Raw genomic sequence first — 21,143 nt, 5'->3', positions numbered from 1 at the left:
ATGGCGCGGCGGCGCGGATCGAACGGTCGCGCGCTCACCGCGCGCCTCCGCGTGCCGCGGCCGGCAGCGTCGCGACGAGCGCGCGCCAGTCGTCGCGTTCGACCTTGCCGGGCTTGCGCTCGCCGAACAGCAGCGCGACGTGGTCGCCCTGCCGGTCGAACAGCTCGAGCGACGTGACGATGCCGTCGCTCGTCGGCTTCTTCACGACCCACGCGGCGGCGATCAGGTCCTCGCGCACGTGCAGGTTGAAGCCCGGATCGAGCACGTTGATCCACGCGCCGACCTCGCGCACGTTCGCGACCGGGCCCGTATGAATCTGGATCATCCCCGCGTTGCCGACGAACACCATGATCGGCTGGCCGCTTTGGGCGGCCTGTTCGAGCACGTGGCGCAGCGCATGCGCGGTTTCGACCGGATACGCGTATTGCGGATCGGCGAGGCGCAGCGCCTGCATGCGGCTCACGCCGAAGCGCTGCGTGATGCCGAAGAACTGGTGCGTGTCGGTCATCGCGTCCCAGGCGGCGCGAAAACCCGCGACGTCGATCTCGGTGTCGGCGCGCTCGGGCGTTTTCGGCGCGGCGGCCGCGACCTCGAGTCCCGGCTCCTGCGACGGCGCGCGCCAGCGCTCGACGAACGCGTCGTACGCGGCGTGGTCGCTGTGCGCGCGCAGGTAGACCTTGTGAATCGCATGCCCCTGCGCGTCGAAGAACTGCAGGCTCTTCAGCGGGCCGTGCGCGGTCTCGTCGCGCACCGCGAACGCCGACACCCAGTGACGATAGAAGATGCGCAGGTCGATATCGCCGAGCGCGAGGCCGACAGGCCCGTCATGGCTCATCTGCGCATATTCGCCGTCCTTCTCGTGGACGGCCGTGTCGTTGCGCGTGAGCGCCATTACGCGGCCGAGGCGCGGCATTTCCTCGAACATCGCCGGAAAACGCGCGTCGAGCCGCACGACGTGCTCGCCGACGAACGCGGCGAGCGCCTCGCCTTCGCTGACGCCGAGCGCCTGCGCGACGTCGCGGTTGCGCAGCTGGCGCTCGGTCTTGAGCTTGACGAACGCGTCGCGCAGCGCGGCGGCCGCGCGGGCCGGCGTGGCCGGTTGACCGGGAAGGGCGGATTGCATCATGTCGGACTCCTTCAAGTAACGGTTGGGGTGGCAGCGCAGGCGGCGCGCATCAGAAATCCACTTTCATGCTGACGGCGACCGTGCGTCCGGACGACGTATACGCATCGAGCACCTGGGAATCGGCTGCGATGCCGCGCACGTCCGACCAGTTCCAGTATTTGCGGTCGAACAGGTTGCGGATGCCGATCGTCGCGCTCACGTGCTTGTTGAAGCGGTAGCCGCCGCGCAGGTCGACGACGAACGACGACGGCGGCGAGAAGCACGTCTTGTTCGAACAGTCGGACTTGTCGATATCCTTGTCGCGTTTCGCGGCCTGGAACAGCAGGTCCGTCTGCACGAACCAGCGTTCGGTCGGCTCGTAGCGCACGCCGAACACGGCGGAGAACGGGTTGACGGTGTTGAGCGGCTGGCTCGCCGCGCCGTCGTTCTGCGTCGAGCCCTTCGTGAACGCCATCGCCGTCTTCAGCGTGATGCCGTTCGGCATCACCCATTCGGCGCGGCCTTCGAGGCCGTGGATGCGCGCGTCGGCGAAGTTCACGTACTGGAACACGAACGGGTCGGCCGGCCGGCCGCTGCCCGCGATCGTCGTGCGCGAGATGAAGTTGCGGTAGCGGCCCGTGAACGCGGCCGCGCTGTAGCGCACGACGCCGTAGCCGGTGCCGGCCTTGCCGCGCAGCCCGGCTTCGAAGGTATCGCTCGTCTCGGGCTTCAGGTTCGGATTGCCGATCGACGTATAGCCGTACACCGGGTTCGAGAAGCTGCTGTTCACCTGGTCGGGCGTCGGTGCGCGGAAGCCGTGCGCGTACTGCGCGTACGGAATGACCGCGGGCGTGATCTCGTAGAGCACGGCGACGCGCGGCGACAGTTCGTTCGCGCTGGTCGACACGGCCTTGCCGGTGAACAGCGGATCGTTTTCGGTCGGGCTCAGCCGGTACGTGTCGAAGCGCAGGCCCGGCGTGACGAGCAGGCGGCCGTAGCCGATCTGGTCCTGCAGGAACGCGCCGAACAGCGTGTAGTCGGTGTCGGGGAACGCCTTGTTCGGGAACGCTTCGCCGACGCCCGGCACCGTGCCGTCGCGCAGGTTCGTCACGCGCGACACGCTGCCGTCGACGCCGTACAGCAGCTTGTGCGCGAACGGCCCGGTCGCGAAGCCGCTTTCGGCGAACGCCGAGCCGCCGAACGTGCGTTCCTTGTACTGGTTGTCGCGCGAACGCGATTTCAGCGGCGCGCCGCGCGTCTCGAACGCGTACTGGTCCTGCTTCGCGTCCTGGTAGTAGAACTGCACGTGCGCGGTCTGGAACCAGCGGAACGCATCGTCGCGGAAATCGTAGTCGACGCTGAAGCGGTTGCGTTCGAGCCGGTCGTTCGTCGTGAGGCCGAGCGTGTTCGGCGGATTGATCGCGGACAGCACGTCGGTGCTCACGCGCCGCTGCACCGTTTCGGCGGTGAGCTTGAACGTGTCGCGCGCGGTGGGCGTCAGTACGAGCTTGCCGAGCAGCGATTCCGAATAGACGTCCTGCGGGTTCGACGTGGTGCGCAGCGTGCTCGCCGAGTTGTTGCTGCCGCGCGTGTCGACCTCGTGGCCGCGCCGGCCGTCGGCGATGATCATCCCCTGGACGCGATCGTTGCCGCCCGCGGCCGACACGGTCGCGCCGATGCTGCGGTCGGCCGAATCGTAGCTCGGCCGGAACGAGAAGTAATAGGGCTTGTTGTAGATCGACAGCAGGTCGCGCGGATCCTTCGTGATGAAGTTCACCGCGCCGGTCAGGCCGTCGCTCCCGTAGAGCGCCGACGCCGGCCCGCGCAGGATCTCGATGCGCTTGAGCGTGTCGAGATCGGCGTAGTCGCCGCGCCCCGCTTCGAGCGGGCCGAATGAAAACGCGTTCGGCAGGCGGATGCCGTCTTCCATCAGCAGCACGCGATTGCCTTCGAGGCCACGGATGTTGATGCTCGAATCGCCGTCGCGGCCGCCGCCGAGCGCGGCGCTGCTGGGCCGGTACGCGGTGCGGCGCACCGTGATGCCCGGCTCGTAGCGCAGTGCATCCTTGATGTTGGTGGCCTGCTGTTCCTCCAGATCCTCGTCGGTGATCACCGAGACGGACGCAGCCGTGCGGCTCGTGGCCGTTGCCGTGCGGTTGGCCGTGACGGTGACGGGGTCGAGCAGCGCCGCATCGCCGCGCGTGGACGCGGCAACGAGCAGGGTGGAAGGCGGGGTGGCGCCTTGCGGCGACGAATCGGCGTGAGCCGGGGCGGCGGACAGGCCGAACGCGCCGAACAGCGCGGCACAGATCGGCCGCCGCGCCAGCGTATAGCAATGCACAGGTGGTCTCCCATTGACGAAAACAAGCCCGAAGGCTGGCTGGGTGACGCGTTCACCTGGCTGGCCCGCCCGCGCACGGAATGCGGCGAGCGGCGAATTGAAAGGCAACTGACAATTTTGCCAGTGTAAATGAGAATTATTATCAATACAAGAACGAAAAGCGGCGCGCGTGGGTGAGCGCTCACCTGCGCGGCTCGGGCGAGCCGCGCCGGAAAATACGGAAGAAACGCGGGCCGTGGAGCAAGCCCGCCACGAGCGTGAACAGGCCCTAGGCGAGTGCTTCGATGCGGATCAGCAGGTTGCGTGCATGCGTGATGAACGCATCGTGGGTCGCGCGATCGCCGTGGCCTTCGAGGCCGGCCTGTTCGGCGAACGCGATCTGCTCGGTGTAGAGGTCGACGAGCGCACGGCGTGCGTCAGGGGGCAGCGCGCGGACCATCGACACGATCAGCAGTTCCTGCGCGCGAAGCGTGCCGGACAGCGTCTGGACGTTCATGCTGGCCTCCTCGGACGATGCGGCGACGAGCCGCTCTTTCCATACTAGGCGGTCGGCGTACGCAGCGCAGGCGAGGCGTCGGCGGAATGCGATTCGACGGGGCAATCGAAGGCGCCGTTGCGCGACGCGAAACGCGCCGCGCGCGGCCGGGCACCACGGATTGAAGCGTGCAGGGATGCGAACGGAATCAGCCGGCCGTCGTTGCGGCCTGCGCATCGCGCACGACCTGCGCGACGCGTTCGACGAATTCGACGTCGACGCTCGACAGCGCTTCGCGCTTGCCGTCGGGCATCTCGACCATCAGGCGATACGTGACGTCCTGCGTGGTCCACGCGAGATAGCCGACGACGGCGAGCATCACGCCGACGACGAGCGCGGCGCTCGATCCGGCGATGCCGCCCGCGACGGCGGCGGCCGCGCCGATCAGCGAGATCAGCGACGGCACGAGGCGGTTTTTCGGAATCTTGACGACATCGACGTGGCGGATGTCACGCAGCGCGAATACCTGCCCGGCGGCCGACAGGCCGTTGCGCGTGATCATCACGCCGCGTTCGTTGAATGCGTTTTCCATCGTGTGTTGCGTGGACGAAAACGCGCAGCGTAGCAGGTTTCGTTGCTGCATCAAACGAGACCGACTGCCGCACGATGCGTGCGGCGCGCTCGAAAGACAGGCAGCGGGTGGAACGGGACGGCGTTCAGAACTGCAGCCGGCCGTCGCCGTAAAGCCGGCCCGGCACGTGCGACGCGACGACCTCGGCGATTTCTTCGTCGGTCGATTCGGCCGGCACGATCTGGCGCCGCGCGGGTGCGTCGAGGTGCATCGTCCATTCGACGAGACGATACGGCCGTCCCCACGGGCGCTGCATTTCGACCGATACGCGGCAGCTCTGGACCGGCATCGAGTGTTGGCACGTCAGAATCGCGTGCAGATGGCTGAAAACGGTATCTTCGATCATCATGGCCTCCGATCCTGTCTTGTGGGCAATCGATGGCGGCGCCGTCGGCGGTTCAAAAAAAAAGCCGCCGATGTTCAGGCGGCCAACAGGGGGGGTGAGAGCATCCTCTCAGCCCAGAATTAAGCGAAACTTAAAAGCCCATAAAAAAGCGCCCCGCGTGGAGCGGGGCGCTTCTTGCCGTCGTGATCCGCGAGTTAAGCGGATGCTTTAGAACTTGTGACGGATACCGATACGAGCGGCGATCTGGTTCTTCGAACCCGTGCCCGACGTGTTGAAGTAGCTCGTGCTCGAGCCGATCTGTGCTTGCACGCCCTTGCCCGATGCCTGCTGGTACACGACCAGGCCGTACACGTCCGTACGCTTGCTGAGTGCGTAGTCGGCGATACCGTTGACCTGGTTCCAGTGCCACGAATTGCCGTTCTGCGTCGCGTTCGTGTACGTGTAGCCCAGGCCACCCGACAGGGCCGGCGTGAACGCGTACTTCGCGCCTGCTTCATACGCGTTGTAGAACGTGCCGCCCGCGCCCGAGACGGTCGAGAACTGCGTACGCGTCCACAGCAGCCATGCCGTTGCCGGGCCCCAGACGTAGCGGCCGCCCACACCGTAGGTGCGCAGGTCGCGGACGTTGCCCGTGCTCAGGTTCGCGATCGACGTCGAGAAGGCCGGCGTCGACTGGCTCGGGAAGCGGATGTCCGTGTAGGCTGCGCCGACCGACAGCGGGCCGTTCGCGTAGTTCAGGCCGAAGCTGTATGCGCGCGACGAGCCTGCCGTCGTCGTCGTGCCCGACGTCGTTGCCGGTGCGCCGGCGAAGTCCGTCGAGTTCGAGAAGCCGTACAACGCGCCGAACGTGAAGCCCGAGTAGTTCGCGCTCTGGAACTTCACGGCGTTGTTGATGCGGCTCGACGTGAGCTGGTCGATGTCGTTCACGTGGTACGCGTAGTTGCCCGCGACCGTGTTGCCGCCCGTCGAGTAGTTCGAGCCGAGGATGTCGGTCGAGAACGAGTACTGGCGGCCGAACGTGACCGTGCCGTATTGCGACTGGCTCAGGCCGACGTAAGCCTGGCGGCCGAAGATCGCGCCGCCCTGGCCGATCGTGCCGTTACCGCTGTTGAAGCCGTTTTCGAGCACGAAGATCGCCTTCAGGCCGCCACCGAGGTCTTCGGTGCCGCGCAGGCCCCAACGGCTGCCCTGGGCAACGCCGTCGTCATACTTGAACAGCTTGCCCGAGCCGCCGTTGGCGGTCTTGCTGTGGTTCACGTAGCTGATACCGGCATCGATGACGCCGTACAGCGTCACGCTGCTTTGTGCGTGCGCCGTGCCGGCCGTTGCTGCCAGGACGGCGATGGTCAACAGTTTCTTGTTCAAAGGATTCTCCGAGCGAATAAATGGCGTGTCCAGTTGCGGTTCCGGCGCTCTCTGTGGGCGCTTTCACGGACCGGCGGCAACTTTATCGAGGGGCCACGTAATGAATATGACAGCGACTGTCATATGAAGAATGTGTGGCGCCGATGCGACACTGAATTCTGCCCGGTTGTACCGTCGCGGGTTATACCGAATTCGGCTGAGAATCGATCCGGCCCCGGAATATGCACATGAAATAAGCTTGGTTGGTGGCGTTCCGGCCCCGTGCCACGATCCGTTTTCCAACAAACGACACGGGACGAGAGGACACCATGCGACGTTCATTCCTGACCGGCCTCGGCGCGCTCGCAGCCGCACTGGCATTCGCGGCGCCCGGCGCGCACGCCGACTCGCAAACGCTGAAGATCGGCACGATGAGCGGCCCCGACGCGCAGATCTGGACCGAGGTGACGAAGGTCGCCGCACGCGAAGGCCTCGCGATCAAGGTCATCGAATTCAACGACTACGTGCAGCCGAACGCGGCGCTCGATGCCGGCGACCTGGACGCGAACGGCTTCCAGCACCAGCCGTTCCTCGACAGCCAGATCAAGCAGCGCGGCTACAAGATCGTCAACGTCGGGCTCACCTACACGGCGCCGATGGGTTTCTATTCGAAGAAGATCAAGTCGCTGAAGGATTTGCCGGTGGGCGCGAAGGTCGGGATCCAGAACGATCCGTCGAACGGCAACCGCGCGCTGCTGCTGCTGCAGAAATACGGCGTGATCAAGCTGAAGCCGGGCGTCGGCACCAACGGCGTGAACGCGACGCCGCTCGACGTTGCCGAGAACCCGAAGAAGATCAAGATCGTCGAACTCGACTCCGCCCAACTGCCGCGCGCGCTGCCCGATCTCGACGCCGCGTCGATCAACACCGACTACGCGGTCAAGGCCGGGCTCACGCCGGTGAAGGATGCGATCGCGATCGAGGACCTGCGCGGGCCGTACGCGAACCTGATCGCCGTGCGCGCGCAGGACAAGGACAAGCCGTGGGTGAAGAAACTCGTCGCGGCCTATGAATCGGCCGACGTGCGCAAGTTCATCGACCAGAAGTTCGGCGGCGCAATCGTGCCGGCGTTCTGAACGCCCACGCGTGCCTTCGCCCGGCCGGATGGATCGCCGGGCATTCCGGAAAGCAAATCGCCCGCGCAAGCGGGCGATTTCATTGGTGCGCGCGGGTGAGCGCCGGGGGATGCCCGATACGCGCCGTGACCCGGCGTGCGGGCCGGCCGCTCAGGCCGACAGCAGCGAACCCGTGCGGATCGCGGTCGCGCCCGCGATGCGCGCGACTTCCATGCCGGCCGTCGCGAAGCGCACGATCTGGCGCGCGTACAGCACGCCCGACACGCTGCTCTTCAGCGTGACGACGCGATCGGTCAGCGGATCGACGATGTCGGCCACGGCCTGGCCGGCCTCGATCATCACGCCGACCGGCGTGCGGAACACGATCACGCCCGACACGGGCGCGACGAGCGGATCGGTGCCCGCGAGCGGCGTGGCCGGATGCGCGAGCGGCGGCAGCGGCGCCGGCGTGCCTTCGACGACACCGCGCTCGGTCAGGTATTCGACGATCGCCTGCGCGTCCTTTTCGGCGAACTCGTACGACACGTCGCGTTCGCTGCGCAGTTCGACCGTGACGGAAATCGCGCCGTTCGGGATCGGGAAGCGGTCGCCGAAACGGCTGCGCAGATCCGACCAGCAGAAGCTGTGGATTTCATCGAACGGATTGCCGACCGAATTCAGCGCGAGCAGCGACGCCTGCGCGTCGAGATAGCGCGCCAGCGGCTCGACGTCGGTCCACAGATCGGGATTCGTGTAGAGGTGCATCACCGCATCGCTGTCGCAGTGCAGGTCGAGCACGATATCGGCGTCGAACGACAGCTTCTGCAGCGCGAGGCGCTGCGAATCGAGCTCGGTGCGCGGCTTCTGCTCGTCGAGTGCTTCGCGCATCGCGGCGCGCACGGCGACGAGATTGTGCTGCGCATCGTGCGTGAGGCGGTGTTCGACGCGCGGCAGCACGAGCGCCGCGAGATCGTAGAAATTGCGGTTGAAGTTCTGCATCGAGCCGAGCTCGAAGCGGCCGAGGTGATCGCCGAACACGTGCTGCGACAGGCCGATCGGGTTCGGTACGGGCACGATGACGACTTCGCCGCGCAGCTTGCCGGCCGTTTCGAGCGCGGCGATCTTGCGGCGCAGCAGCGTGGCGACCAGCATGCCGGGCAGTTCGTCCGCGTGCAGCGACGACTGGATGTAGACCTTCTTGCCGCCGCGCGGGCCGTAGTGAAAGCTCGTGATCTGGCGTTCGGTACCGACGGCGGGGGAAATCAGCGGATGGGTCTGCGTTTGCATGATGGGGGAGTGCGGCGCAGCCGCGAATGATCCGGTGTGCGTGGAAGATCGATTGTACGTTGCCTTCCTCGCCCCCATCAAACCGGCGCCAGAACGCGCCGATTTTCGTTGCGAATCATCAGGTTGGTGCGGAAAAAATAACGCCGCGTCCGCCGTGCACGAAAAAAACGGGCTCCTTGCGGAGCCCGTTCGTGCCGAAGCGAAGCGTGCGCTTGCGTGGCGGATTACTTGCCGTAGACGTCGAAATCGAAGTACTTCTTCGCGATCTTCGCGTACGTGCCGTCCTTGCGCATGCCGGCGATCGCGCTGTCGATCTTCGCCTTCAGGTCGGTGTCTTCCTTGCGCAGGCCGATGCCGGCGCCTTCGCCGAGCGTCTTCGGATCGTCGAGATCCTTGCCGGCGAAGTCGTAGTTCGCGCCGCGCGGGGTCTTCAGGAAGCCGATTTCGGCCTGCACCGCGTCCTGCAGCGCGCCGTCCAGACGGCCGGAGATCAGGTCGGCGTAGACCTGGTCCTGGTTCTGGTAAGGCACGACGTTCACGCCCTTCGGGGCCCAGTACGTCTTCGCGTAGGTTTCCTGGATCGTGCCCTGCTCGACGCCGACCGACTTGCCCTTCAGCGATTCGGCCGTCGGCATCAGGCCGGCACCCTTCTTCGTGACGAGGCGCGTCGGCGTGTTGAACAGCTTCGCCGAGAAGGCGATCTGTTCCTGACGCGCCGGCGTCATCGACATCGACGACAGCACGCCGTCGAACTTGCGGGCCTTCAGTGCCGGGATCATCCCGTCGAAGTCGTTTTCGATCCACACGCACTTCGCGTTCATGCGGCGGCAGATTTCGTTGCCGAGATCGACGTCGAAACCCACAACCTTGCCGTCAGCGCCTTTCGATTCGAAAGGCGGGTAGCTTGCGTCGACGCCGAACCGCACGGTCGACCAGTCCTTCGCATACGCGCTGCCGGCCGATACGGCGAGCAGGGCAACGGTCACAGCCGCAAGAATCTTTTTCACCAGGTGACTCCTCGTTTTGTTCGATGGGTGCGCGGTTGTGCCGCGCCGTAAGCCTTCGGCCCGCCGCGGCTTCGCGTCAGGCTGTCCGTTTCGCCCACCCGATGCGGGCGCGCGACGTGCGCAAGATTATCAAGACAAAATACCGGCAGGGCGCCTAGGACAAGCCCCGATACCGGGCCCGGCGGCGGCGCGTTGCGTGCGCCGCCGTTTCAGACACAGGAACGATTCAGCCGAGCGTTTCGTTGACCGCACGCTGCAGGCACGTGACGAATTGCGTGACGGCGGGCGTGGGCAGCAGGTCGCGCCGCGCGATGATCGACAGGTCGAAGCGCGGCATGCGCTCGTCGAGTTCGGCCGTGCGGATGCCGAGCGGCGCGACCGTCGCGGCGAGCGGGCGCGTGAAGCAGCCGATCACGTCCGAGCGCGCGACGAGCCCGAGCGTCACCGCGAACGACATCGGCGAGCGCAAGAGCCGCTTCGGCAGCGGCAGCCCGTGCGCCTGGAACATCCCGACCATCACGCTGTGCGGAAACTGCTCGGCGCCGACGGTGACGATCCATTCGGCATCGAGCAATTCCTCTAACCGGCGCGCGTGCGCGAGCGGGTGGCCTTCGCGCATCACGACGGTGAATTCGGTCGACAGCAGCGGCAACTGCGTGAAATCGCGGTCGAGCGCGGGCACGTGGTGCATCGCAGCGATGTCGAGCGTGCCGTTGCGCAATTGCGCGAGCGCGTCGGGCACCGTCACTTCCTCGAGATGCAGGCTCACGTCCGGCATCGACCGGCGGAATGCCGTCACCGCGCGCGGCAGCGCCGTCAGCGCGATCGACGGCATCGTGCCGACCGCGACGCGGCCGGACATCTCGCCCTTCACCTGTTCGACGGCCTCGACCGTGCGGCGGATATCGCCGAGCAGTTGCTCGGCGCGCGGCAGCAGCGCATGGCCGCACGCGGTCAGCTCGACGCCGCGGACGCTGCGCGCGAGCAGCTCCGCGTTGAGCGCCGTTTCGAGCTCGCGGATCGTATGCGTGATCGCGGGCTGCGTGACGCCGAGTTCGCGCGCCGCGGCGCGCAGGCTCTTGTGATGCGCGGCGGAGACGAACGCCTGGAGCTGCGCGATGTTCAGGGGATTGCGGATGCGGGTCATCGATCGGGTCCGGTTGGCGCGAAAGGGGGCGGCGGCTGGATGCTTCAGGTAGTGATCCTGACGAACGTCACGCGCCGGTGCGTGCGCGGAACGTCTGGCGATAACGCTGCGGCGACGTGCCGACGATGCGCACGAACCGCTCGCGAAACGCGGTGACCGAACCGAATCCGGCTTCCGTCGCGACATGCTCGATCGACAGCGCCGTCACCTCCAGCAACTGCTGCGCGTGCCTGACGCGTGCGGTCTGCAGCCATTGCCGCGGCGACGTGCCGGTCTGTTCCTGGAAGCGCCGCGTCAGCGTGCGCACGCTCGTCGATGCCTTGCGGGCCATCTCGTCGAGCGTGAGCGGCTTGCGCAGGTTCGCCTGGAGCCAGTCCATCAGGTCGTGCAGCCCGTCGCCGCCGGCCGGCCATTCCGGCGCGATGAACTGCGCCTGGCCGCCTTCGCGCACGCGCGGCGCCACCGCGCTGCGTGCGGCGTCGACGGCAACCGCCGCACCGTAGTCGGCCTGGATCATGTGCAGGCACAGGTCGAGGCCGGCCGCCGCGCCGGCCGACGTCAGGATGCGCCCGTTGTCGACGAACAGCACGTTCGGATCGACGTCGACGTCCGGATAGCGGCGTGCGAGTTCGGCGGCCGCGAGCCAGTGCGTCGTCGCGCGCAGGCCGTCGAGCAACCCGGCTTCCGCGAGCACGAACGCGCCGCTGCAGATCGACGCGATCCGGCAACCGCGCGCGGCAGCCGCGCGTAACGCCGCGAGCACGCGGGGCGACGTGGGCGCGAGCGGCTCGGACGTGCCGGGGACCATGATCGTATCGGCGCCGGCCAGCGCGTCGAGCCGAAACGGCGGGCGCAGCTCGAACAGGTCGCCGGTGACGCGCGGCTGCTCGCTGCACACCCGCACGTGGTAGGCCGGCGCGACGTCGGGCGACCGCACGCGCGCGAACGTGTCGCAGGCGACGCCCAGGTCGAACGGGACGACATCGGGCAAGGCAAGAACGGCGACCGTGTGCATGGCGTTCGCGGCCGTGGCCGGAATCCGTTGAAAGATGTCATTCTAGCCAATGGCTCGAACCCGCACCACGCGCGACAATCGCGGCGGATCAACCTGGAGCCCCGCCGATGAAACAAGACGATCGCAATGCGTTGCGGAACCTGCAGTACCTGTCGTTGCTGGAGGCGACCACGCTCGTCGTGCTGGTGTGCGTCGCCGTGCCGCTCAAGCATCTGGCCGGCTATCCGGTCGCGGTATCGATCATGGGGCCGGTCCACGGCATCGCGTTCGCGATGTACGTGTGGGCGGTCGTCGGCACCGCATCGAGCGGGCTGTGGAGCAGGGGCGACGTCGCGCGGCTCGTGCTGTCGGCCGTCGTGCCGTTCGCGGGGCTGGCGAGTGCGGGATGGATCGCGCGCCGGAGGCACGCGCGATGATCTACCTGATGATGAAGACCGTGCACGTGGCGGCCGTCGTCACGTTCGTCGGCGGGCTGCTGATGCTGTCCGTCGGTGTCCGGATCGCGAACCTCGCCGTGCATCGCGCGGTGCGGCGCTGGGATCGCACGGTGACGGCGCCTGCACTCGCGATCGTCTGGATCACGGGGATCGCGATCGCGCTGAGCGGTCACTGGTTCGGCGCGGCGTGGCTGTCGGTGAAGCTTGCGATCGTCGTCGCGTTGTCGGCGCTGCACGGCATGCTGGCCGGCACGCTGCGGCGCATGGAGCGCGACGATCTCGTCGTCGTGCCGACACCGTGGCTCGGGCAGGCGGCGGGCGCGGTCGTGGCCGCGACGGCGATCGTCGTCGGGCTGGTCGTGATCAAGCCGTTCTGACGAGTGCCGTTTCGACCGCCGCCAGCGTACGGCGCCGGATCCAGCCGCTTCCGAGCCGGATCGCGAGCCAGTACGGCGTGAGCAGCCAGCGCGTGCGCTCGCTCGGGCAGTGGATGAACGTTTCCGTGCGCAGCATGTGCGCGCCCGATGCGAGCCCGACGACCTCGAAGCGGAGCACCAGCTTCGCATCGCGCGGGTCGTCGTGCCGCACGAAGGCCGTTGCGTCGGCGATCGTTCGAACGTCGGGCGTGGGACGCCAGAAGCGGCCGACGAGGCCGAGCGACAGCGATGTGTCGTCGCGGTGGAGCAGCGTGAACGAGTCGAAGCCGAAGCGCGCGTGTTCGGGGCGGGCGGGCCCGTTGCGGAGCGCGCCGGCGACGGCGGCCGGGAATTCGCGCACCATGAGCAGTGCGTCGATGACGGGATCGGCGCGCATGTCGAGCGACGCGACGGCGTCGATGATGCGCGCGGGCGGCGCGTCGATCGGCTGCGATTCATGCACTTCGTGGAACCCGAACGACGGGATGAACGGCGGCTTGCGCGCCGAGGTCCGGGTGCTCGATTCGGAGACGATGCCGAGCGCGTTCATCGCGGCTCCTGAAGGGGGGCAAAGCGCGATCGTAGCACCGGGCGCGAATTTGCGTCGCGCCGTTTCCGCGACGCGCATCGTGCTGCACTGCACGCACAAAAAAAGCCTGGAAACTTGCGTTCCCAGGCCTGGAGACCATCAACGACGATGGTGGAGGAGACGATGTCGTCCCGATGCGCGCCGCCCTTCTGCAGGCGACGTCGCGCAGGTTTCGCGGTCAGATCGCCCAGCCGCCGAGATAGAACGTGACGAGCACGGCCGCGATGAGCACGGTGCCGACGTTCAGCTTGCGGAATTCGCCGCTGGCGATGCGGCCGATCACGAGCGTCGAGAAGCCGAGCATGATGCCCGTCACGATGTTCGCGGTCAGCACGATGAACACCGCGCACACGAGGCCCGACATCGCGTCGACCATGTCGTCCATGTGCAGCTTGCTCACGCTGCCGAGCATCAGCAGGCCGACGTACATCAGCGCGGGTGCGGTGGCGTACGACGGCACGAGGCCCGCGAGCGGCGAGAAGAACATCACGACGAGGAACAGCAGGCCGACCACGGCGGCCGCGAGGCCCGTCTTCGCGCCGGCGGCCACGCCGACGCTCGACTCGATGTAGGCCGCCGCCGGCGCGCCGCCGAGGAAACCGGAGAAGATCGAGCTGATCGAATCGGCGGTCAGCGCGCGGCCGCCGTTGATGATGCGGCCGTTCTCGTCGAGCTGGCCGGCCTGGCCCGCGACCGCGCGGATCGTGCCGGTCGCGTCGAACACGGCGGTCATCACCAGCGCCAGCACGCTCGGCAGCACGGCCATCGACAGCGCGCCCTTGATGTCCATCGCGCCGATCAGCGATGCATGGCCCGGTGCGCTCAGCGACGGCAGCGCGAAGACGCCGTGGTACTTCACGGCGGGATCGAAGATCAGCCCGAAGATCGAGATCGCGATCACGACGAGCAGGATGCCGCCCGGCACGCGACGCTTCTCGAGGCCGAAGATCGCGGCGAGGCCGACGACGGACATGATCACCGGGAGGGCGGTGATCTGGCCGAGCGAGACCGGCAGGCCGGCGCCCGGGTTCTTGATCACGAGGCCGACGTCGTTCGACGCGATCAGCAGCAGGAACAGGCCGATGCCGATCCCGGTGCCGTGCGCGACGCCCGCGGGCAGGTTGCGCAGGATCCACGAGCGCACGCCGGTCACCGAGATGCCGGTGAATACGAGGCCCATCAGGAACACGGCGCCGAGCGCGACCGTCGGATGCAGCCCCTTGCCGAGCACGAGGCCGAACGCGGTGAACGCGGTCAGCGAGATCGCGCAGCCGATCGCGATCGGCAGCTTCGCCCACAGGCCCATCAGCAGCGAACCGAACGCGGTCGTGAGGCAGACCGCGACGAACACCGCGCTCGTGTCGAAGCCGGCCTTGCCGAACATGCCGGGCACGACGAACACGGAATAGACCATCGCGAGGAAGGTGGTGACGCCGGCGACGATCTCGGTGCGTTGCGTGCTGCCGCGCGACGAAATGCCGAAGTACCGGTCGATGACTCCCTGGGTGCCAAAGTCAGATTCTGTCGCGCCGACGTCGACCGTCGGCTGCACCGGGGTATCACTCATGAGCTTGCTCCTTTATCAGCATGCTGAAACGGCCCGTAGCGAACCGTCGTCAGGGTGTCTCGTATCTGGTTGGGATTTGTCGGCAACGTCGTGGGGACGAATGACGCGTGATGCGTGTCGTTACGTGCGAATCGAAACGATCGCGAGGGTGTCGCGTCGGACGACGCGTGGTGTGGTCGACCCCGTCACGTGTGCTTTGCCGTAGCGAAGGTTAGGCGAGCGGCCCATCACGTCCCATCGGGAGAAGTGCATGCAGCGCATGTCGCAGCGCTTATATCGGCGTGCAACCGGGCTCCGTCGCGACGACACGCGTGTATACGCCTAGTTCGAATCCGTTAAGGCGACTATTTGAATGCAGGGTCGACGGACAGGGCGGGAGCGGGTGAGGCATTGACTCTTACGAATATCTTTCATCGAGGCGGTGCGCGCGCATGAAAACGGCAGCGCGAGACGCGGTGCGGTGCGCGGCCGTGTACAAGCGGCACCCGGATGATACCGGTGCCGCACGCGGCTTGCGCTCGCGCGTTCCGGCCCTCGTCGCTTCGGTCGCGCCGATCGCGTCAGGCGCTTGCGAGATGCGCGAGGTACGCGCAGAACATGTCGGCCATCGCGGTCGAATAGGCGTCGATTTCCGCCGGCGTGCGCGCGGTTTCGGAGAACGCCTTGCCGCCCGACGTGAGCGTCGTCATGACCAGCTCGCAGGCGAGCGCATGCGTGGTGTCGGGCACGCCGGGCAACGCTTCGCGCATGAACGCGTTGAAGACCCGGTTGCCTTCGGCTTTCACTTCCTGCGCTTCGGGGGCGTCGCGATAGAGCGGTGCGGCGTCGTCGAGCGCGATGCGCATGCTCGCCTCGTCGCATTCCGACTGGATGAACGCATGGACGGCCCTGCGCAGTCGCTCGGGCGGCGTCTTCTGCGTGTCCTGCAGTATCTGGCACAGCATGTCGGACGTCTGCCGCCATTCGTCGTGCTGCAGCCGGAACAGCACCGACGCCTTGTTCGGGAAGTACTGGTACAGCGAGCCGACGCTCACGCCGGCGCGCTCGGCGACGCGCGCCATCGTGAAGCGCTGCGCGCCTTCGGTCGCCAAAACCTGAACAGCAGCCTGGAGGACGTCTTCGACGAGACGGGTCGAGCGCGCCTGCCGAGGCAGCTTGCGCGTGGCAATCGGGGCGTTTCGGCGGTCGGTCATGGGCGGTTGGTCAATGCGAATAGTAAAACCTGAATAGTTCGTCATATTCTAGTCGGGCGCATTGACGCACTCAACCTGACACCGGAGATCCGCATGACCACCCTGATTCACGACCCGCTGGCGTCGCTGCTCGCGCGCCTGTTCGACGAAGCCGAGGCGGCGGCGCCCGCGACGAGCCCGGCCTTCGCCGACCTGTCGCGCGACGAGCAGGCGCGGCTGATGCGCAGCAAGACGGACTACACCGATCTGTATGCGCGCCTGAAGGACTATCCGCTTCCCGTGTCGCGCGAGACGGGCACGCTGCTGTACATGCTCGCGCGCAGCGGCGGCGCGCGGGCGATCGTCGAATTCGGCACGTCGTTCGGCATTTCGACGCTGCATCTTGCGGCCGCGCTGCGTGACAACGGCGGTGGCCGGCTGATCACGAGCGAGTTCGAACCGTCGAAGGTCGCGCGCGCGAGGGCGAACCTGACGACGGCCGGGCTCGCCGATCTCGTGGAGATTCGCGAGGGCGATGCGCTGCGCACGCTGGCCGCCGATCTTCCTGATTCGGTCGACCTGTTGCTGCTCGACGGCGCGAAGGGGTGTATCCGGAGATCCTGGCGCTGGTCGAACCTCGCCTCGGGGCGGGGGCTTTCGTCGTGGCCGACAACGCGGAATACAGCCCCGACTACCTCGCGTACGTGCGCGCGCCGGAAAACGGCTATCTGTCGGTGCCGTTCGGCGGCGATGTCGAGTTGTCGATGCGGATACGCTGAATGGGCGTAACGCGGGTGTCGACGCTTTCACGCTTCCGCGCATGAAAGACAGGAAAACTGAATGAATGGCGGCGTGGCAGCGCGGCGGAAGGAAGCGGGAAGATGCCCGGTGCCGGCGGCGCCGGGCGTTACCTCACTTCACTTCAGGAACACATAACGCGCGAAGTAAGGAAAGCGTCCGACCGCATGCTCGGTCGTGCACGTCGCGGCCGGCGGCGTGCCGCCCGCCGTGTCGAGCCGCTGCACGAAGCGCACGCCGGCAAGCGTGCCGGTGGCGGCCGGCGTGGCCGCGAGCAGCAGTTGAGGAACGCTGCCCGGGCGTGCGCTCGGCGCTTCTTCGAGCTTCTTGCCGGTGATGCGGCTGCCGTCGAGTGCCTCCCACGACGGGCCCGCGCCGTGCCGGACGACGAGGGTGCCGCCGGCATCGAACAGCAGCGCTTCGGGGTACTGGAAGGCCCACGCGAGCCGGTGCCCGGCATCGTATTCGCATGCATAGACCTGCATGCCGCTCGCGGTGGTCGACAGCACCGGCGTGGCCGGCTCGGGCGGCGCGAGGCCGGCGGCCTCGTCGGCATGCGCGGGCGCGGTGAACGCCGCGCAGGAAAGACCGGCCGCAAGGGCCAGCAGCATGTCGCGTGTCGGGGAACGGCTGGGCATGGCGGAGCGTCCTCTCAGGTCGGGTGACGGTCGTGTGAAGTCGATCTCGTCAACACTAGACGCCGATGGCGCGGGCCGCAACCCGGAAATGACGATCGCGGCGCTAGCGGCCGCGATTGTCGGGGGGGCGGAGGTGCGATCAGCGGATCGCAACCGGGTTGATGTTGACCTGCGTGGAGCCGACGTACAGCGGCTGGCCGAGCACGAACAGGAATTCCCACGCCTTGTCGCGCACCAGCGCGCGGCTGTCGATCAGCTCCAGGTTGTAGATGCCGCGCTTCGCGAGCATGTACTGGTTGATCGGGAATTCATCCTGCGTGTGCGGATTCGGATAGACCTCCGACGCCCACGTGTCGCCGCCGAACGCGACGATTCCCTGGTCGGCCAGCCATTTCGCGGCTTCCATGCCGATGCCTGGCTCGACTTCGAGGAACTGCTTGTTGTCCTTGCCGATCAGCTCGAGCCAGCCGGTGTTGAACAGCACGACGTCGCCCTTGCGCAGCGTCAGCCCCTGCTTCTTCAGCACGGCCTGGATGTCGGCGACCGTGAACTCGGTGCCGCCCGGCACGATCGGCTTGCCGTAGTAAGCGGTCATGTCGAGCACGACGCCGCGCGTGACGATCGGCGGCACCTTTTCGACGCCGAGCTTCTTCACGCCGTCGACGGTCACGAAATCGGCCGCCCGGTTGCCGTTGTAGTACACGTTGTCGATGCCGATGTGGCCGATGCCGTTGAGCTGCGTGCCGACGCCGGTCCACGCGTTCACGAGCTCGTCGTTGAACGTGAACCTGTTCGGGCCGAGGCTCTTGCCGGCCTGCTGGCCGACCTGCACGTTGTACAGGCGGAAGCTGCGGTGGCGGAATGCCGGCAGGTTCTTGTCCACCGGCACGGCCAGCGGATAGGTCTTGCCGGCCTTCACGAGGCCGACGGCCTGCTTGACGACGTCGGGCGTCAGCAGGTTGGCCGCGCCGATTTCGTCGTTCGCGCCGTAGACGGACGGATACCAGTCGGCCGCGGGTGCGGCCGGCGCGGCGTGCGCCGCCTGGGCCGCCGCGAACGGCAGGATCGCGGCGAGCGCGAGCCGGGCGAGCGTTGCTTTCATTCCGGACTCCGATGAATCGTCACGCCGCGGCTTGCGCGAGCGTCGGGTAATCGGTCAGGCCCCGGGCACCGCCGCCGAACAGCGTGTTGCGGTCGTGCGGCGCGAGCGTGGCGCCGGTGCGCAGGCGTTCGGGCAGGTCGGGGTTCGCGACGAACGGGCGGCCGAACGCGACGAGGTCGGCCCAGCCGGCGGCGATCGCTTCGCGTGCGCGCTCGGCGGTGTACGCGCCGGCGTAGATCAGCACGCCCGGGTATGCGGCGCGCAGCTGCTGCTTGAATGCGACCGGCATCAGCGGCGCGTCGTCCCAGTCGGCTTCCGCGATGTGCAGGTAGCCGACGCCGAGCTCGCCGAGCAGCTTCGCGGCGGCGAGGTAGGTCGTTTCCGGATCGTCGTCGACGCAGCCGTTCAGCGTGGTCAGCGGCGCGAGGCGGATGCCGACGCGCGATGCGTCGCCGGTGCCTTCGATCAGCGCCTGCGTGACTTCACGCAGGAAGCGCAGCCGGTTCTCCAGCGAGCCGCCGTATTGGTCGGTACGCGTGTTCGCGTTCGAATCGATGAACTGGTTGACGAGGTAGCCATTCGCGCCGTGCAGCTCGACGCCGTCGAAGCCGGCTTCGATCGCGTGGCGCGCGGCGGCGCGGTACTGGTCGACGATCTCGCGGATTTCGTCGACGGACAGCGCGCGCGGCTCGGATGCCTGCACGAAGCCCGGCGTGCTGCCGTCTTCACCGGCGATGAACACGTTCACACCCTTCGCCTGGAGCGGTGACGACGATACGGGTTGCGCGCCGCCGAGCAGGCTCGTGTGGCTCAGGCGGCCGACGTGCCACAGCTGCGCGAAGATGCGGCCGTGCGCGGCATGCACGGCGTCCGTCACCTTGCGCCAGCCGGCGACCTGCGACGGCGTGTGGATGCCGGGCGTCCATGCGTAGCCCTTGCCGAGCGGCGCGATGTAGGTGCCTTCGCTGACGATCAGGCCCGCACTCGCGCGCTGCGCGTAATACGCGGCCATCAGTTCGTTGGCTTCGTCGCCGGGCTGGCTGGCGCGCGAACGCGTCATCGGCGGCATCACGATGCGGTTCGGCAGCGTCAGCGCGCCGAATTGCAGCGGTTGGAAAAGCGGGTCCTGGGTCATGATGGAGTCCTGTCGGTGCCGCGGCCGGCTGGCCGCGGACGATTCGATTGAGAGAGCTGTGCGCTTAGTCCCACTTCGGCGCGAGGCCGGCCGGGTCGACTTCGCGGCCGTTGCGCTCCAGCGCGGCGATCTGCGCCATGTCTTCGTCGGTCAGGCGCAGCGTCTGCGCGAGCAGGTTGCTCGCGAGGTTCTCGCGTTTCGTCGACGACGGAATCACCGAGTAGCCGAGCTGCAGCGCCCACGCGAGCGCGACCTGTGCCGGCGTCGCGTCGTGACGCTGTGCGATCGCGCCGATCACCGGGTCGCCGAGCACCTTGCCGTACGCGAGCGTCATGTACGACGTCACGTGGATGCCTTCGGTGTTCAGGAACTCGACGAGCTTGCGGTTCTGCAGGTACGGGCTCAGTTCGATCTGGTTCGTCGCGATCGCATCCTTGCCGACGGCCGCGATCGCTTCCTTCGTCAGTTCGATGTTGAAGTTCGAGATGCCGATCTGGCGCGTGAGGCCCTTCGCCTTCGCGTCGGCCAGTGCGGTCATGAACGCCTCGATCGACACGCCGTTGCCCGGGGCCGGCCAGTGGATCAGCGTCAGGTCGACATAGTCGGTGCGCAGCTTGCGCAGGCTTTCCTCGAGGCTCGCGACCAGCTTTTCCGGTGCGTAGTTGTCGACCCAGATCTTCGTCGTGAGGAACAGGTCTTCGCGGCGCACGCCCGATGCGGCGATCGCTTCGCCGACTTCGGCTTCGTTGCCGTAGATCTGCGCGGTGTCGATCGCGCGGTAGCCCACTTCGAGGCCGTTGCGCACCGAGTCGATGACCACCTGGCCTTGCAGGCGGAACGTACCGAGGCCGAATGCGGGAATGTTGCTCATCAAGTGCTCCTGAAAGGGGTGGAACGGTTGCGGTATGGAAGTCATTCTGGCGCTTGAGACTGATGAGATAAACGCCTTTAGAGGTCAAAAATATTTGATTTGAATTCAAATATCGGTCGTGCGGCGGGCTCGCTCGAGGCCGTTGCCGGCCTTATGCGGCGCGCGTCTGCGCGTTTGTCTTCGTCTTCGCGTGGAATGCCGGCAGCACGTCCGACGCGATCTCGGCCATCGTCTCGTCGAGCGGGCGGCGGTTGCGGCGGAAATGCAGGCCGATGTGCCGTACACCCGCGTCGCGCATCGTCGCGAGTTCTTCCGTCAGCGCGATGCGTCCGGCGCGGGCGCCGAAGCGGTGGCGCTGCAGCGGCTCGTGCGGATCTTCCGCGAGGTCGAGGTGGATGAAGCTCACGTAGGGCTTGTCGCCGGCCACCGCGCGCCAGTTCGCGGCGCGCTGCGCATGGTCGGCCGGCGTGCCCGGATACGCGAGGCAGCCGTCCATGTGTTCGCCGATCCACGCGGGCGTCTGCTGCGCGAGACCCGCGACGAGCAGCGGCACCGGCGAGCGCGCGGCCGGCAGCACCTCGAGGCCCGGCGGCAGGTGCCCGCGC

At 67.2% G+C, this 21,143-nt stretch carries 20 protein-coding genes and 2 pseudogenes; 4 read left to right on the top strand and 18 right to left on the bottom strand.

All coding sequences use genetic code 11. From position 1 onward, the window contains the following. Positions 1–34: 34 nt before the first annotated feature. The 6 genes from DPV74_RS26040 to DPV74_RS26015 form a co-directional block, all read right to left on the bottom strand. A complete protein-coding gene (locus DPV74_RS26040) occupies positions 35–1,126 on the bottom strand; it encodes a hemin-degrading factor (RefSeq protein ID WP_048023584.1) in 1,092 nt (363 codons plus the stop codon). A gap of 49 nt (positions 1,127–1,175) precedes the next feature. Beyond that, positions 1,176–3,446, bottom strand: coding sequence for a TonB-dependent hemoglobin/transferrin/lactoferrin family receptor (locus tag DPV74_RS26035; RefSeq protein ID WP_119338230.1), 2,271 nt, complete (start codon positions 3,444–3,446; stop codon positions 1,176–1,178). 268 nt (positions 3,447–3,714) lie between these two features. Further along, positions 3,715–3,942 carry a hypothetical protein gene (locus DPV74_RS26030; RefSeq protein WP_027790410.1) on the bottom strand — a complete coding sequence of 76 codons (228 nt, stop codon included), beginning with the start codon at positions 3,940–3,942 and terminating at the stop codon, positions 3,715–3,717. 187 nt (positions 3,943–4,129) lie between these two features. Further along, on the bottom strand, positions 4,130–4,513 hold the full coding sequence (locus DPV74_RS26025; RefSeq protein WP_042972737.1) for a DUF6232 family protein: 384 nt from the start codon (positions 4,511–4,513) through the stop codon (positions 4,130–4,132). Positions 4,514–4,637: 124 nt separating this feature from the next. Next, complete coding sequence (locus DPV74_RS26020) at positions 4,638–4,898, bottom strand: DUF2866 domain-containing protein (protein WP_011353838.1); 261 nt, start codon at positions 4,896–4,898, stop codon at positions 4,638–4,640. A 207-nt stretch (positions 4,899–5,105) separates the two neighbouring features. Beyond that, on the bottom strand, positions 5,106–6,263 hold the full coding sequence (locus tag DPV74_RS26015; RefSeq protein ID WP_027790412.1) for a porin: 1,158 nt from the start codon (positions 6,261–6,263) through the stop codon (positions 5,106–5,108). 308 nt (positions 6,264–6,571) lie between these two features. Between DPV74_RS26015 and DPV74_RS26010 the strand changes: the two genes are divergently transcribed. Continuing rightward, positions 6,572–7,378 (top strand): MetQ/NlpA family ABC transporter substrate-binding protein, encoded by an 807-nt coding sequence (locus tag DPV74_RS26010; RefSeq protein WP_027790413.1) that lies wholly within the window; start codon positions 6,572–6,574, stop codon positions 7,376–7,378. Between the two features lie 150 nt (positions 7,379–7,528). Here the strand turns inward: DPV74_RS26010 and DPV74_RS26005 are convergent, their stop codons facing one another. From DPV74_RS26005 to DPV74_RS25990, 4 genes are all read right to left on the bottom strand, one after another. Then, complete coding sequence (locus DPV74_RS26005; RefSeq protein ID WP_027790414.1) at positions 7,529–8,644, bottom strand: succinylglutamate desuccinylase/aspartoacylase family protein; 1,116 nt, start codon at positions 8,642–8,644, stop codon at positions 7,529–7,531. Positions 8,645–8,868: 224 nt separating this feature from the next. Continuing rightward, entirely contained in the window at positions 8,869–9,651 is a 783-nt protein-coding gene (locus DPV74_RS26000) for an ABC transporter substrate-binding protein (protein ID WP_027790415.1), read from the bottom strand. Between the two features lie 226 nt (positions 9,652–9,877). Further along, complete coding sequence (locus tag DPV74_RS25995) at positions 9,878–10,798, bottom strand: LysR family transcriptional regulator (RefSeq protein WP_021156472.1); 921 nt, start codon at positions 10,796–10,798, stop codon at positions 9,878–9,880. A gap of 67 nt (positions 10,799–10,865) precedes the next feature. Next, positions 10,866–11,813 carry a GlxA family transcriptional regulator gene (locus tag DPV74_RS25990; RefSeq protein WP_060315646.1) on the bottom strand — a complete coding sequence of 316 codons (948 nt, stop codon included), beginning with the start codon at positions 11,811–11,813 and terminating at the stop codon, positions 10,866–10,868. A gap of 107 nt (positions 11,814–11,920) precedes the next feature. On the opposite strand from DPV74_RS25990, the gene DPV74_RS25985 reads away from it, so the two are divergent. Both DPV74_RS25985 and DPV74_RS25980 read left to right on the top strand, forming a co-directional pair. Continuing rightward, a complete protein-coding gene (locus DPV74_RS25985) occupies positions 11,921–12,229 on the top strand; it encodes a DUF3817 domain-containing protein (protein WP_027790418.1) in 309 nt (102 codons plus the stop codon). Next, on the top strand, positions 12,226–12,627 hold the full coding sequence (locus DPV74_RS25980; RefSeq protein ID WP_027790419.1) for a CopD family protein: 402 nt from the start codon (positions 12,226–12,228) through the stop codon (positions 12,625–12,627). Before DPV74_RS25985 ends, DPV74_RS25980 begins: the two co-directional genes overlap by 4 nt. Here DPV74_RS25980 and DPV74_RS25975 read toward each other — a convergent pair. The 3 genes from DPV74_RS25975 to DPV74_RS25965 form a co-directional block, all read right to left on the bottom strand. Then, positions 12,614–13,216 (bottom strand): hypothetical protein, encoded by a 603-nt coding sequence (locus DPV74_RS25975; RefSeq protein ID WP_021156468.1) that lies wholly within the window; start codon positions 13,214–13,216, stop codon positions 12,614–12,616. The genes DPV74_RS25980 and DPV74_RS25975 overlap by 14 nt on opposite strands. 217 nt (positions 13,217–13,433) lie before the next feature. Further along, positions 13,434–14,822 (bottom strand): NCS2 family permease, encoded by a 1,389-nt coding sequence (locus tag DPV74_RS25970; RefSeq protein ID WP_060061051.1) that lies wholly within the window; start codon positions 14,820–14,822, stop codon positions 13,434–13,436. A 560-nt stretch (positions 14,823–15,382) separates the two neighbouring features. Further along, the gene (locus DPV74_RS25965; RefSeq protein WP_119338229.1) at positions 15,383–16,060 is read right to left on the bottom strand and encodes a TetR family transcriptional regulator; all 678 of its coding nucleotides are present in this window, start codon (positions 16,058–16,060) and stop codon (positions 15,383–15,385) included. Between the two features lie 48 nt (positions 16,061–16,108). On the opposite strand from DPV74_RS25965, the pseudogene DPV74_RS25960 reads away from it, so the two are divergent. Next, positions 16,109–16,773 (top strand): annotated as a pseudogene (locus DPV74_RS25960) (O-methyltransferase). Between the two features lie 138 nt (positions 16,774–16,911). On the opposite strand, the gene DPV74_RS25955 reads toward DPV74_RS25960, so the two are convergent. From DPV74_RS25955 to DPV74_RS25935, 5 genes and pseudogenes are all read right to left on the bottom strand, one after another. Then, positions 16,912–17,430, bottom strand: coding sequence for a DUF3455 domain-containing protein (locus DPV74_RS25955; RefSeq protein WP_059699776.1), 519 nt, complete (start codon positions 17,428–17,430; stop codon positions 16,912–16,914). A gap of 139 nt (positions 17,431–17,569) precedes the next feature. Continuing rightward, on the bottom strand, positions 17,570–18,532 hold the full coding sequence (locus tag DPV74_RS25950) for a cyclase family protein (protein ID WP_059699774.1): 963 nt from the start codon (positions 18,530–18,532) through the stop codon (positions 17,570–17,572). A gap of 19 nt (positions 18,533–18,551) precedes the next feature. Continuing rightward, entirely contained in the window at positions 18,552–19,667 is a 1,116-nt protein-coding gene (locus DPV74_RS25945) for an alkene reductase (RefSeq protein WP_060285916.1), read from the bottom strand. A gap of 64 nt (positions 19,668–19,731) precedes the next feature. Next, positions 19,732–20,538 carry a 2,5-didehydrogluconate reductase DkgB gene (gene dkgB / locus DPV74_RS25940; protein ID WP_119338228.1) on the bottom strand — a complete coding sequence of 269 codons (807 nt, stop codon included), beginning with the start codon at positions 20,536–20,538 and terminating at the stop codon, positions 19,732–19,734. 151 nt (positions 20,539–20,689) lie between these two features. Further along, a pseudogene (locus DPV74_RS25935) lies at positions 20,690–21,143 on the bottom strand (LLM class flavin-dependent oxidoreductase); the annotation flags it as partial.

The organism is Burkholderia sp. HAN2018, assembly GCF_024704855.1.
In the GTDB taxonomy this organism is placed as follows: domain Bacteria; phylum Pseudomonadota; class Gammaproteobacteria; order Burkholderiales; family Burkholderiaceae; genus Burkholderia; species Burkholderia cepacia.
Note: the sequence above shows the minus strand (reverse complement) of the source record. Positions and strands in the feature narration are given on the sequence as shown.